Annotated in this window: 9 protein-coding genes; 2 read left to right on the top strand and 7 right to left on the bottom strand. The window is 58.5% G+C overall.

Annotation, left to right across the window (positions count from 1 at the left end):
- Nucleotides 1–18: 18 nt before the first annotated feature.
- On the bottom strand, nt 19–2,112 hold the full coding sequence (locus tag AAID08_RS16680) for a DUF4034 domain-containing protein (RefSeq protein ID WP_395756663.1): 2,094 nt from the start codon (nt 2,110–2,112) through the stop codon (nt 19–21).
- A 214-nt stretch (nt 2,113–2,326) separates the two neighbouring features.
- Here AAID08_RS16680 and AAID08_RS16675 point away from each other — a divergent pair, with 214 nt between their 5' ends.
- Together AAID08_RS16675 and AAID08_RS16670 are read left to right on the top strand one after the other, a co-directional pair.
- Nucleotides 2,327–7,228, top strand: coding sequence for a hypothetical protein (locus tag AAID08_RS16675; RefSeq protein WP_395756662.1), 4,902 nt, complete (start codon nt 2,327–2,329; stop codon nt 7,226–7,228).
- A 328-nt stretch (nt 7,229–7,556) separates the two neighbouring features.
- Nucleotides 7,557–7,769, top strand: coding sequence for a hypothetical protein (locus tag AAID08_RS16670; protein ID WP_054415713.1), 213 nt, complete (start codon nt 7,557–7,559; stop codon nt 7,767–7,769).
- Nucleotides 7,770–7,882: 113 nt separating this feature from the next.
- Here the strand turns inward: AAID08_RS16670 and AAID08_RS16665 are convergent, their stop codons facing one another.
- The 6 genes from AAID08_RS16665 to AAID08_RS16640 form a co-directional block, all read right to left on the bottom strand.
- Nucleotides 7,883–8,194 carry a hypothetical protein gene (locus AAID08_RS16665; RefSeq protein WP_395756661.1) on the bottom strand — a complete coding sequence of 104 codons (312 nt, stop codon included), beginning with the start codon at nt 8,192–8,194 and terminating at the stop codon, nt 7,883–7,885.
- Nucleotides 8,195–8,545: 351 nt separating this feature from the next.
- A complete protein-coding gene (locus AAID08_RS16660; protein WP_395756660.1) occupies nt 8,546–9,394 on the bottom strand; it encodes a class I SAM-dependent methyltransferase in 849 nt (282 codons plus the stop codon).
- A gap of 150 nt (nt 9,395–9,544) precedes the next feature.
- The gene (locus tag AAID08_RS16655) at nt 9,545–10,339 is read right to left on the bottom strand and encodes a transporter substrate-binding domain-containing protein (protein WP_395756659.1); all 795 of its coding nucleotides are present in this window, start codon (nt 10,337–10,339) and stop codon (nt 9,545–9,547) included.
- Between the two features lie 174 nt (nt 10,340–10,513).
- Entirely contained in the window at nt 10,514–11,284 is a 771-nt protein-coding gene (locus AAID08_RS16650; RefSeq protein ID WP_395756658.1) for an MBL fold metallo-hydrolase, read from the bottom strand.
- A gap of 4 nt (nt 11,285–11,288) precedes the next feature.
- On the bottom strand, nt 11,289–12,260 hold the full coding sequence (locus tag AAID08_RS16645) for a Bug family tripartite tricarboxylate transporter substrate binding protein (RefSeq protein WP_395756657.1): 972 nt from the start codon (nt 12,258–12,260) through the stop codon (nt 11,289–11,291).
- 27 nt (nt 12,261–12,287) lie between these two features.
- Nucleotides 12,288–13,334, bottom strand: a complete 1,047-nt coding sequence (locus AAID08_RS16640; RefSeq protein WP_395756656.1) for an Ldh family oxidoreductase — start codon at nt 13,332–13,334, stop codon at nt 12,288–12,290.
- Between the last annotated feature and the right edge of the window lie 28 nt (nt 13,335–13,362).

The raw sequence follows: 13,362 nt of genomic DNA, 5'->3' as shown, positions 1-13,362 counted from the left end.
GTTTTCACGCCAGACGGTTTATTCAGCCAGCTTCGGCGGCAGATCCTCCGCCGTCACGCCGCCCCGTCCCAGATAGGCCCCGAACACCGTGCCGATGGTCTTGACCAGACTATGCGAGTTCATGACCTCGCCATGGATATCGTCGATACCCTCGTCGTCCGGTTGCAGCTTGCTGGCGTGCCCGACCCATTCGATGGCGGCAAAACGGTTCTTCTTGGCGCCATGGCCGCGCGCATAGGCCAGCCCGATCTCGGCGCTGGCGCGGGCGGCGCGCCAGTCGTCGTCTTCGTCGACCAGCGGCCGCAGATACTCGCGCACGCCGCTTTGTTTTTCCGCGTCGGTGCCGTGGTCGCGCAGCAGCACCCCGATGCGCAAGCGCGCCAGGGCGTCGGCGCGCGGTTCTTCGCGCGATTCCTGCAGCAGCCGCAATACCGTCTCGACATTCTCGCGGCGCGAGAAATCCATCTTGCCGTCGAACAGGTGCCGATGCGCCATGTTGTACTTGGCCAGCGGCGAACCATCGTCCACCGCGCGTTGCAGCCATTCGTCGCGCACCGCCTCGTCCAGATAATGGTCCGGCGTGTTGTCGCGGAAGCCGCGGTGAATGTCGTACATGCTGCTGGCCGCGTCGGGCAGGCGCCGGTCCGCCAGCTGGCGCGTCAGGAAATAACCTTCCTCGTGCGCGCCGCCGTCCCACAGCATCGCCGCCGCCGCCAGCACGTTGAAACTGTCGTCCGCCTGATCCTGCCCGAGTTCCGTCGCGCGATCGAGCAATTGCTGCGCCTTGGCTGGATCCTGCTCAAAACCCCACAGCCCGAACTGATGCGCCACCGCCACCAACGCCTGCGGCGTCGCCAACTGGTTCCAATGGCACATGCGTTCCAGCGCGCGCTTGAAGGCGCCATCGTCGTCCGGGAGATGGTGGATCAGCGTCACGTGCGCAAAACTGCGGAACGGCCCGTCCACGTTGGCGAAATACATATTCCCCGGGAACGCCGCCACGCTCTGCGCGTGCAATTGACGGGCGCCCGCGTGGTCGTCCAGCGAATAACTGGTGAAATGCGCGAACCGGCCCAGCGCCTCGCCGCGTTCTTCCGGCCGCAAATCGCGCTGCAGGAACGACTCGAAAGCCTGGCGATGGGCTTGCACCGCCTGCGCTTCTTCCTGTTCCGGAAAATCGCTCAGCTCGTCCCACAGGCCGATCCAGCGGATCGCGTTGCGCTGCGGTTCCGTCAGCGTCTCGCACAGCGGGCCGCTGGCCAGGCCGTCGATATCCTCATAACTGCCGCCCCAACGCGGTTGCAGATACTGCGCATACGCGGTCAGCGTTTCCAGGTGGCCGGGGCGCAATTCCAGTGCGCGCAGCAGCCAGTAATCCTTGCCCTGGTCCATTTCATGCTCGGCGCGCGGCGCGAGCCAGGCCGGCAGGGCCTGCGGCGCCTGATCCGGCTGCAGGCGCGGCACGCCATATTCCGCCAGATGCGCCAGCGCGGCATCCATCAGGCCGGGTTCCTCGATGTCGTCGTGGGTAATGGTTTCCGGGGGATTGCCTTCGAACAGCTGACGCAGCCAATACGGCTCTTTGAAATGCGCGGCCATTTGCATCAGGGTCACGCAGGCCGCGACGGGACGCGGCGAAAGCGTCATGGCTTTCAACAGCGCGGCGGCGGCGGTTTCGCAGGCCAGGGCGGCGCCGATCCAGCGATCCTGCGTCACGCTGTCTGCCCAGCCAAAGCCGCGGATATCCGCGGCGCGGCCGAAGCAGAAGTTACCCAGGACCAGATGGGCGTGGTAGGAGTCGGGGCAGGCGGCGATCCAGGCCTGGAGGAAGTCGGCGGCTTGCGGGTAGGGGACGGTGCTGTAGTCGAAGAGGGTGCCGGAGAGGACGGCTTCGGAGTAGGGCGAGTCCTGGGTTTCGGTGGCGGCCCAATCTTGCTGTTCCAGATCGCTGTAGTAGGCGTCGATTTGGTGGAAGGCGCGGGCTTGGAGCTGGGCTCGGAGATGGCGGCGACTGATGAGGCGGGGCGAGGACAAGGAGTACCTAGCTAGTGAGTTGTTTGGTCGAATTGAAGAGGGCCACTCTGCAGGGCCGCCAGTTGACGAGAGAGACAATAAAAGAACAAAAATTTCAAAATGTTATATAAAGTAGTCAACAGGAAAGGCTCATGTTGCATTGCTATCTCGAGCCATGCCGGAGTGCGGCATCCATTGGAAGGGAGCATAGCTCTGAGTCAATCTCGGTTCCGTCAGGAATAGAGAGAAGTTTAATTCGTATGGTAGGCACAGAGTTGATTTCGTGAATCCTAGAGACTTGGTGAGGAATTCAATGAGTGATGAAGTTGATAGCGTGATTTCGCATGCCCGCAATGCACCCGCGGAGCCAGGATGGCCAATTGGCAGGGATAATGTTCTCGACACAATTGATCGAGCATTTGAATCTAGTCGAATTGTATTTCTCGAAGGAGACCCTCTTTCTGGAAAAACCGAGCTCGCAGCCCAATACATGCGTCGCCATGAGGGATTCGCCGTCGGTGCATTTTTAACGGCGGCGGCACCCATATTTTACTCGGCTACATTCCTAAGGCTGACATTTGCAGAGCAGATTTCCATTGCGGTGTCGGGTAGCAGCAGTCAACAACCGTTAGACGTAGAACTCAGTGAGGCCTTGTATCAAAAATATATCTTACAATTACAGCGCCTGGGTAGGCAGCAGCAGATAACTTTTGTGGTTGATGGGCTGGTCGATAGTGAAAAAGTTGATCGACAGAGCACGTTGGAAATATTCGAACAGCTTCCAGCAATTCAATCTGAATTTCGGTTTTTAATAACAGGTGACGCAAGGCTCTTTAAGGAGCTTGATCTTCATAAAAAGAATGCGCTGCGAGTTCCAATGTTTCCGTTGAGCTTGCCTGAAAGTGCAGAGTATTTGGCCGATTTAAAATTGGATGAAGTTAATGTCCGTGCGCTACATACCTATTCGAGCGGTAATGTTGGCTTGCTCCATAAATTGCGATTGTTGTTGATGCAAGGTGCCTCACTTGATGATTTGCTTACACAAAAGAAAGGAACTCTAAGCGAAATCTTCGAATATGAGTGGGAGTCTCTCCGGCTCAATGATTTGTGTCACCTAGTTATCGGATTTATAGTATTTTCACATGCTCCGTTGGACACGCCTGCACTGTCTGAGCTCGCAAATATAAATTCAACTGAGGTTGACTCAATGCTCGGGAGGTGCAAATTTCTCGTTTGTGATGATTCCAATGGTTGTTGGAGTATTCGTTCGCCGGCTCAACAGCAATTTGTCTCTGAGAAATTAATTGGTATAAAAAAAGATGTTGAGGAGAAGTTAATAAAGTGGCTTATGGGTCGTGAGGGTGATCGACAGGCGACTTTAGCGCTACCCTCTCAATTAGTGGCGGCTGGACAGCATGTTGAAGTGCTACGACGTCTTTCCGGCGATCATTTTTCCCGGCTTTTGTCACAGGAGAATTCGCTCCGTGAATTAAAGAACCATGCTGAATACGGAGTTATATCTGCACGAAAGAACGGAGATATTTACTCGGAGCTGCGATTTTCTTTAATCCAGTCTTCGATTAATGGAACTACCCTTGAGGGTAGTTCGATGCACGAAATTGAGGCACTACTTTCGCTAGGTATGGAGGACGCGGCAGCTGCGTTAGCTCTTAGTGCCACCACTGCTGAAGAACGGCTCAGGCAGTTAGCTTTGGCTGTCGGTTGTTTTGGCCGTATGGGGAAAGAGCCTCCACCTCAAGTGCTTAGCGCAGTGACAGAACTTCTCTCTGACTTGGAAGATGAACTGCCGGAACCAGTCTTGGTTAGTATTGCAGCAGATCTATTTGCCGTTGACATAAAATTATCACTCCAGATATTAGAGCGGTCGGCAAAATCGGCGCGCAAGCATCGGCGTAATTCTGAAGGAGCGACGCAAGGGCCGACTGGGGCTGTCGCTGCACAGGACGAGAATATCAACGAGGCGGGAGGGGGGCAAGAGTATTATTCAAAAGTACGTCCGGTAATAGATGCTGCGACTCGATTCGTCCGTGCGATGAGTGCAGACGATGTTCTTCGTCGCGTAGAGTATCTATCTGAAGCTCATAAACTTTTTGTTTTGCAGCGTTGGCTGGAAGCACATTGCCGTCATGAAGATGCACCAAAGATCGCTCTGCTTGCGCTAGATATTGTTCTTCGGGATACGTCTCGCTCGCCAAGAATTCGAGATGTTCGAGAGATTGCGGTGGTTGCGCCTCACGTCACTGATCCGGAAATATCTGAGCGACTCACGACCCGGTTGGAAGTACAAAGCAAGGAGCTTATCGGGCACGGGACGTCGGAGGAGTCTGTCCGATTAAGGATGACTTTGCTCCGCGCAAAGCACAAGTGGAATCCTTGTGCCGTTGATATAGAGTTGATTGATCTCTTTGTTGAGGTGCATGAAGTCGCGGATGTTGGAATTCGTACTGCGTGCTACGCTTGGATGTTATATCACTTAGGCCACTTTGAAAACAAAGACTCTCTTGATGCGCGCACGGGAATTGTTGCGGAGACAACAAAATATCTGATAGAAGCAATTAATATGCTTTTGCTGCAGACGGCCGATCATTATTTGGCGGCCGTAGATGCGATCCGTGCCCTTTGTATGTTCGAGCCGGCGCATGCTATGGATTTGGTAGATAAAATAAATACCGAAGACCGCAGAGACAAGGGTTATGGTCTGATTGTGAGGCGTATTGCTGTAAATGAGGACTTTAATGAGAATGTTGAGGTTCTGACGGCGTGTTTGGGTCGGATTAGCGATAGAGACGAGCAAGAAAGGCTTATATTATTTGTTCTCTATAGGGTGTCTGCTCATTTGGCAGCGGTTTCAGATGCGTTAGTTGACCCTCGCCTGCTTTTATTGTGGAGGGATATTCTTCCTCCTAGTAGAAAAATGCAGGCACTCATACTGACATTCAAAATTGTCCACCAGTGCGCTTATTTGATTAAGCAGGATGGCCTGCTAGAGGCGGCGGAAAAGGAGTGGACAGGAATACGGATAAGTTGGTTGAAAGTGGACGTGGGCTATTGGGCGGTTAGTGAACTAGCCAGCGTTGATAAGTCGATTGCAAAGAAATGGCTCGAGAATGTGAGGGAGGATGCCCAGAAATCTGGTGCCCCTTCTCGCATGGCGGGGTCTCATCTTTACTTTATAAATTGTTTGGCTGCGCGCATATTTAATCACTACGTAGCTGCTCATCCTCAGGAGTTTGAAACAGCATTGCAGCGACTGAGTGATTATGTTGATTTGCTACCTGGCCTAGAAGACCAAGTGCAAATATGGGCGCAAATAGGTGTGGCGCTTTGGTATAAATCGAAGAAAGACTTCAGTCAGCGGATCGTCGAATTAAAGATTGATCCACTATTGTCTCTTGATTTTTCGGAGGATAGACCACTTCTTGAAGATATCGTATTTGAGGCTGCGCCGTTGCTGTATTTGTGCTCGGCTGCGGCTACTAATTCGAGACTGGAACGGACGTTCTCGCCTAAACGTCGAGATGAGGCACGCGATAATATCTGCGCCACTATTATGCGCAAAATGCTGCAATCGGAGGTTTATCAGGAGCGCGAGCGTGCGGAATTTGATCTCACCCATGCTGAAGCATCAGATGTCTTATCTCAAATCAGCTTGATGTCTAGTGATGCAGTCATATACAAGAATGTGGTTCGGCTTGCCAATAGTTTATGCGCTAAGAAGAATCGTGGAACTATTCGTAGAAATCAGGTGGCAGATCTGCTTGCTGATTTGGAAAATACGGTAATTCAGAAATTACCGGACGTAAATAACATAAAGCACGAAGGATTTTTGATTGCTTGCTTGGCAGAAATTCATCGTTGCAAGATATCGGAAACAAAAAACAAGGACAATGGGTATTGGGCCACGCTATTGGAGCGCGGGCGGGCAATTCCAAATGGCGCTGATCGAGCGATTGTCATCAGTATGATTGCTTCTTGCGCTAGCGGTGGAGGCGTTTTTTCGAATGGCAAGTGGTTTGAAGACGTTCAACAAGATATTCGAACCATCCCTTCGGATAGAGATCGGTTGGAACGTTTCCAGTGGGTGGCAGAAATACTGGAAACCTTTGATAAGAGTAAATGCCGCGCGCTGCTGAAGGAGGCAATGCTGGCATCTACTCATATCTCAGATAGTGGAATAATTGATAAGAGGCAAAAAATACTGGATTTGGCTCATAATATTGATCCGAGTTTCGTTGATGAAATAGTAAATATTCTTGATGATGATGAGGCCAGTAAGCTCCAGAAGAAATTGTTAAAGGATCATTCGAGGTTGTTGGATGCAAAAAAAACAGCTGCTAGCAATGTTGAGGGTCTTAAATTAGAAGATTATTCGCTTGAGGATTTGACGCGGATCGCTTTTAGAAGCGTTGGGGCACTGAATGCGGGTAGGCAGATTCCGCAAAATATGAAAGAGTTTATGCGGCTTGCGGAGGTCGGCAAGCATTACCCCTTTCCTCTTACTTATCCTATTTGGCTTTGGATTTTTGAAAATGGGTTGCGCAAAGCCACACAGCAAAGTGCGGGGAGAGTTCTGCCGTCTATGTTCGAGTGTATTTGTAATGTGGCTGATGTGTCATTGTCATTCTTCCAGAGGAGTGGCGGGGGGATTCGTAAGTCGTTAATGATGGATGGGGATACTATCGGTCCTGGTGGTCGAGAGCAATTATTTTGTCGTATTCGGGAATGGGCAGGGAAGCAGAGTGAAGGGGTTATTCACATTTCAGATCCTTATTTTGGTCCCGATGATTTGGAATTGGTAAAAGCGATTGCTGAGGTTTCGAATAATAAAGAGATTGTTGTAATAACTAGCCGGGAGCAGGTAAATAAGAAAGCAAGGGGACAGCCGCCTGAAGAGCTGTTTCGTGATTCATGGGATAAACTATGTGAGGGGGCTCCACCGCCTACCGATATCGTGGTGATCGGATTCGGTCCGGAGGGCAAGCATCCTATACATGATCGCTGGATTCTTAGTCAGAATAGCGGTCTTCGCCTAGGTACATCTGCTGGTTCTATTGGATTGATTCGAATATCCGAGATTTCAGAGATGGATGAGAAACAAGCGGTAGAAAAAAATCGTGCAATCGATTTGATTTTGCATAGAGAAACGAGAGATTGGGAAGGGCATAAATTGCATAAGAATAAATTTTCGCTATAGGTGAAAGGGCGAAGCCAGGCTCAGCATGCCTGGCTTTTATTCCTCATGCTCTGACCAACTTTCGAAGGTTTGTGCAATCCTTATCTTGCAAAATTGGGGAGCGTCCGGTGTACTCCACCAATCGTAGGTCCGAGAATTTCGTCCATTAGTCTTTTCTGTATTAACCCCATAAGAGGCGTATAGCCGTCAGGGCTGTGGCTGCGCCGTCTATCATTTCCAGCATGCAATCTGAGCTATCTTTGTGCTGAGATGGCTAGGTTGGGCCGATTCCGGGATTCGCTCTTGGTCGTTCCCCTCCCGTACACTACCCCGACAACCAAGGAGCCCCATGTCGATTCAAACCCTAGGCCGTTGCGGTGTCGTTCTGTTTCTCGCCGCGCTGACTTCCGGCTGTTCACTGACCAACGAATGCCGCTGGAATCGCAGCAGTTGCATGTATGACGGCAAGTATGAACCGGGCGAAGAAGATTACGCGGAATCTGAGGCGAAACGCCTGAATAAGGCTTCGACTGATCGGTTGCGTAGAAGCTCGGGGGATTGAGCGATAGCTCAGCGCAGGCGGTGGCGTGGCGGGTGGCCCGGCATCCTTTCGATTGCCCACCCTTGCGACGTGCTGGCATCCCGATGGCGCCAAGCACACCGCAACCGCGCCAATCAATGCAATGACCCTTCCGTCATCGCCACCCCAATATCCAACCGCGCCCCGTCCATAGCCGACTCTGCAAGATCCGCAATGTGATCGCAGAGGCTCTCAATGCCGCCTAGCAAGTTGGCGCTGATCCACGGTTCCAGCGGTTCCGCGCCGGTGCTCTCGGGTTCTGTTGCGCTATTGCCCACGATCCGGGCGATGGCCCAGATGCCCAGGCAAGCCCGTTCTATCTTCCGAAGATCTGCAAATCGAATAGGGACACTCTCCGGATCATCCGGCGTGGCCCAGCGGTCGAGGGTGTGAGAGTGGTCGTTCATCGCGGCTGCCTATGTCGTTAAGCTCGCGCCCCGTCGTCAGTCGGGGCGGGCGAGCGCAAGGCCGGGTTGACAGACCGATGACCATGGGGAAACCGGCGCACGTGAACGTGCCCCAGCCTAGGCTCGCCCATAGGAGGGACGTGCGTCAGCCTACGAACATGAAAACGCCGCTATTGCAGCGGCTGTCCGCCCAAGGTCATTCCGGCTGTCAATCCGGACGATCGTTGTTGCGATCGCAAGATGAGTATGGGCGTGACGCACATTGGCAGCAATGCCAAGGGTGACATTCTCATCCCTATCCGAGACGAGCGTTCAATAAGAAAAGGACCTCGCAAGGTCCTTTTTCAATTCTCAAGCGCCTTCAGGCAGGAAAAACCGATCCTTCAACTCCTGCAACCCGATCCGATCCAGCATCTCCGTCAGCCGTTCCGCCGGCTTCCGACGCGGCAGATCCTTGTACTGCGCGATGATCAGCTCATTCTTCATCGAATGCTCCCACCCCACCAGCTCCGTCACGCTGACCTGATACCCGTGCGCTTCGAGCTGCAAGCACCGCAGCACGTTCGTGATCTGGCTGCCGAACTCCCGCGTATGCAGCGGATGCCGCCAGATTTCCGCCAGCGGATCGGCGAGCGCCTTGGCTTTGTTCTTGCGTAGCACCGACGCCACTTCCGCCTGGCAGCAGGGCACGACCACGATGTACTTGGCCTTTTTCTCCAGCGCGAAATGGATCGCGTCGTCGGTGGCGGTGTTGCAGGCGTGCAGGGCCGTGACCACGTCGATGGTGGCGGGCAGTTTGTCGGAGGTGATGGACTCGGCCACCGACAGGTTCAGGAACGACATGCCGTCAAAGCCCAGGCGCGTGGCCAGTTCTTCCGATGACTTGACCAGTTCCTCGCGGGTTTCGATGCCGTAGATGTGCGAGCCGTTCTTCAGCGCGTCCGGCTGATCCTTGAAGAACAGGTCGTACAGGATGAAGCCCAGGTACGACTTGCCCGCGCCGTGGTCGGCAAGCGTGACGGCGCCGCGCTGTTGCTGGACGTCCTTGAGCAGCGGTTCGATGAACTGGAACAGGTGGTAGACCTGCTTGAGCTTGCGGCGGCTGTCCTGGTTCATCTTGCCGTCGCGGGTCAGGATGTGCAGGGCCTTGAGCAGTTCGATCGACTGGCCGGGGCGGATGTCGTGGGTTTTGTCGGACATGGGGGTAAGGCAATGCGCCCCGCGTGGGGCGGGGCGCATGAATAGGCGGAAAGCGTCATTTTAACGAAACCGGTGACTCCTCGTCCGGCAGCCGACAGGGCGGGCCAGCTTGGCGTTGAGCCGTGCGCGGGTCGGCCGACTAGCCGGCGGCTATCCGCCGGCAGCCGGCGCGACGGCTGCGCCGTCGATGCCGTGGCGGGCCAGGGCCTGGGCCACGAAGCCGCTGCGTTTCATGTCTTCGACGAAGTCGGCCAGGACGCGCGCCGCCGCTTCGCCGCGCCCGCGCGGCAGGCCCATGGCCTGGCGGATGGTCATGAAGCTGCCGGGCAGCAGGCGCAGGCCGCCCAGGCGGCGGGCGTCGGCTTCCAGTTGCTGGCGCACGCCGGCGGCGACGTCGGTGCCGGTCTGCAGGAAGGTGTCGACCACGGTGGGCGAGGTGGCGGCGCGGGTGATGGCGGCGCGTTGCAGTTCGCGCGTCAGGTAGAGGTCGTAGGCGCTGCCCAGGCCGACGGTGACGCGGTGGCGCGGGTCGTCGACCTCGGAGATCTCGCGCAGGGGCGAATCGTTGCGCACCAGGTAGGCGCCTTCGATCAGGACGTAGGCGTCGGTGAAGGCGATGCCGGTGGCGCGCTTGGGGTCGATGGCGAAGAAGCCGATGTCGGCGGCGTCCTGGCTGACGGTGTCGACGGCCTTGCCGGCGCTGTCCAGGACGATGAGTTCCAGGGCCACGCCGAGCCGCTGCGCGAAGGCGCGGGCCAGGTCGACGGAGACGCCGGCGGCCGCGCCGCTGCCGTCGCGGGTGGCCAGGATGGGGTTGCCGAGGTTGATGGTGGCGCGCAGCGCGCCGGTGGGGGTGAAGGCCCTGACGATGTCGGCGGGGATGCTGGTGGCGCCGGAATGGGCGGGGGCGTTGGAAAGGGCGGCGGTACTGGAAAGCGCAGTCATGGTGGTGTTCGCGGAGGGCAGTGGGAGGTTCAAAGGTGGTTGCGGATGGCAGCCTGCCGTGGCGGAAGGCTCACAGGCGGCTGAGGACGGCTCAAGGCCATAGCGGATAGTTCACGAGGCGACAACGACGGCTGAAGGGTGATAGCAGATGGCTCTCTCCGTTTAGCCGCCAACTCACACGCTGTACCGCCCCGCACCCGGCGCACAGCACAGGTCGATCCGTTGCGGCTCCAGGTCATCCCCGAACCACGCATTGATCGCGGCGCGGCGCTCGCCGACATAGACCGGCGCGCCATCGGCGTCGAGCTTCATGCCCAGGTCATGGCCCGGCACCAGCAGCGTGCCGGGCCGCTTGCGCCACCATTCCCAGATGCGTTCCAGGCTGGCATGGCTGGCGGCGGCGTCGGCGGTGTCGACCACCTGGCCCGAGACCAGTTCGGCGCGGTTCTTGGCGGCGTCGCCGGTGAAGAGGATGGGCTGGCGCGGATCGTCGACGTAGAACAGCAGGTGGCCCGGGGTATGGCCGGGCGCGGCGATGGCGGTGATGCCGGGCAGGAAGGCGTCGCCGTCGCCGATACGGCGCACGCGGTCCAGCCGGTCGAGTTCGCGCACGTACAGTTCGGGCAGCGGGTTGAAGCCCGGTGGCTGCGCGGCGGCCCATTCGAGTTCCCGCGCGCCGATCCAGACGGTGGCGTTGGGGAACAGCGTGAAGTTGACGGCGTGGTCGTAGTGGGCGTGCGTGAGGACGACGTCGGTGATGTCGGCGGGCGCGACGCCGCAGGCGTCCAGATGGCGGCTAAGCAGGTGGCGCGCGCCGAACGCGCCGACGTCCACCAGGATCCTGTGGCGGTCCGAGCGCAGCAGGGTGCTGGTGCTCCAGCCCAGGCCGCCATGGCAGACGGCGCGGCCGGGGTAGCCCTGGATCAGGATGTCGATCTGGTACATGGGGTCACTCCGCGGTGATGTGGGCTTCGCTGATCAGTTGGCGGTAGCGTTGCAGGTCGTCGCGCAGCTGGCGCGTGAATTCCTCGGGCGTGCCGGCGATGATTTCGTTGCCGCCTTCGGTGGCCAGCTTGCGCACCACTTCCGGGTCCTTCACCGCCTGGATCACGGCGTCGTGCAGGGTGGCGATGATGCGCGGATCGGTGCCGGCCGGCGCCAGCAGGCCCTGGAACTGGGTGATGACGAAGTCCTTGTAGCCGAGTTCCTGCATGGTGGGCAGGTCGGGCAGGCTGGAGGCGCGGCGCGGGCCGGTGACGGCGTAGGCGCGCAGCTTGCCGGACTGGATGTGCGGGGCGGCGGTGACGGTGGTGTCGAAGGTGAACGACAGTTGCCCGCCCAGCACGTCGGTCAGGGCCTGGGCGTTGCCCTTGTAGGGTACGTGCGTCAGTTGGGTGCCGGTGCGCAGGGCCAGCAGTTCGCCGGCGAGGTGGCCGCCAGCGCCCAGGCCGGCCGAGCCATAGGTGACGGCGCCGGGTTTCTTGCGGGCGGCGGCGAGCAGGTCGTCGATGCTGTGCGCGGGCGATTGCTGCGGCACCACCAGCGCGTACTGGTAGCTGGTGATCTGGCTGATCGGGGCGAAATCCTTCAGCGGGTCATAGGGCGTTTTCTTGTACAGCGACGGGTTGACCACCAGCGGGCCGCTGGCGTCCAGCAGCAGGGTGTAGCCGTCGGGCGCGGCCTTGGCGACGAAGTCGGTGCCGATCATGCCGTTGGCGCCGGGCTTGTTCTCGACCACGATGGTGCCCTTCAGGGTCTTGGCCATGCGGGCGGCGACCACGCGCGCGGTGATGTCGGCCGCGCCGCCGGCCACGTAGGGCACGATCAGGCGGATCGGCTGGCTCGGGTAGTCGGCGGCGCCGGCCAGCGGCGCGGCCAGCGCCGCCGCCAGGACCAGGGTGAGTCGGGCGATGTTCTTCATGTTGTCGGTCTCCTCCGGGATGCCGGCTCAGCCCTGGCCGGCGTGTTGGCGCAGCAGGGCCAGGACGTCCGCGGCCACTTCGATGCCGTGGGTGCGCTGGCGCGCCAGCTTGGCCAGTTCGATCTCGCCGGGCTGGATCACGGGGCGGGCCGGGTCGGCGGCCGGGCTGGCGTGCAGGATGGCGGCGAAGTCGTTCATGCGTTCGGCCAGCCATTGGGTCGAGCCCAGGCGGCGGGTGTCGATCAGCAGGAAGAAGTGGCCCAGGTTCTGCGGTTCGTCGGGCGCGTCGACCCAGGATTTGACGTGGGTGAGGTAGGCGGCGTTGGACAGCAGGCCGGCGAACAGGTCCACCATCAGCGCCAGGCCGTAGCCTTTGTGGCCGCCGATCGGCAGCAGGAAGCCGTCCAGTGCCTGCCTGGGATCGGTGGTCGGTTGGCCCTGGGCGTCGGTGGCCCAGGTGTCGGGGATGGCCTGGCCGGCCTTCAGGGCGTTGCGGATCTTGGCGCGGGCCACCACGCTCATGGCCATGTCGAGCAGGAAGTGCGCGCCGTTCGGATTCGGCACGGCAAAGCCGATGGGGCTGTTGCCGACGCGCGCGTCGGTGCCGCCCCAGGGGGCGATGGTGGTGGTGGCGTTGCTGCCGATGATGCTGGCGTAACCGGCCTCTGCGGCGATCAGGCCGTAGGGCGAGATCGGGCCGAAATGGTTGCTCTGGCGGGCGAACGCCAGGCCCACGCCGCATTCGCTGGCGGCTTGCATGGCGGCGCGCAGCGCGTGCATGCCGACCAGCGGGCCGACGCCGTTGTCGCCGTCGACCAGGCGCAGCGCGGGGGCGGGGCTGTCCACGCGGATGCGGGCCTGGCGGTTGATGCCGCCGACCTGCAGGCGCTCGCCGTACGATTCGATGCGCGACAGGCCGTGGGTGGACAGGCCGAACAGATCGGCCAGCACCAGGATGTCGACCACGTCGACGGCGTCCTGGCGCGGCAGGCCCAGGCCTTCGAAGGCGCGCACGCCAAGCTCGCGCAGTTCGGTTTCCGGGACGAGGGAGGGGGAGCCAGCAGTGGCGGCCATGATCAGCAATCCTTGTGTGAGAAAAGAG

Source organism: Achromobacter sp. EB05 (assembly GCF_044232075.1).
GTDB lineage: Bacteria > Pseudomonadota > Gammaproteobacteria > Burkholderiales > Burkholderiaceae_B > Achromobacter > Achromobacter dolens.
This window is presented reverse-complemented; position numbering and strand designations above follow the sequence as displayed.

What these genes read in the sequence shown, in the direction of transcription:
- AAID08_RS16645 (WP_395756657.1), bottom strand. Translation starts at nt 12,260, where the DNA reads ATGAAGAACATCGCCCGACTCACCCTGGTCCTGGCGGCGGCGCTGGCC.
- AAID08_RS16660 (WP_395756660.1), bottom strand. Translation starts at nt 9,394, where the DNA reads ATGTCCGACAAAACCCACGACATCCGCCCCGGCCAGTCGATCGAACTG.
- AAID08_RS16670 (WP_054415713.1), top strand. Translation starts at nt 7,557, where the DNA reads ATGTCGATTCAAACCCTAGGCCGTTGCGGTGTCGTTCTGTTTCTCGCC.
- AAID08_RS16675 (WP_395756662.1), top strand. Translation starts at nt 2,327, where the DNA reads ATGAGTGATGAAGTTGATAGCGTGATTTCGCATGCCCGCAATGCACCC.
- AAID08_RS16655 (WP_395756659.1), bottom strand. Translation starts at nt 10,339, where the DNA reads ATGACTGCGCTTTCCAGTACCGCCGCCCTTTCCAACGCCCCCGCCCAT.
- AAID08_RS16665 (WP_395756661.1), bottom strand. Translation starts at nt 8,194, where the DNA reads ATGAACGACCACTCTCACACCCTCGACCGCTGGGCCACGCCGGATGAT.
- AAID08_RS16640 (WP_395756656.1), bottom strand. Translation starts at nt 13,334, where the DNA reads ATGGCCGCCACTGCTGGCTCCCCCTCCCTCGTCCCGGAAACCGAACTG.
- AAID08_RS16650 (WP_395756658.1), bottom strand. Translation starts at nt 11,284, where the DNA reads ATGTACCAGATCGACATCCTGATCCAGGGCTACCCCGGCCGCGCCGTC.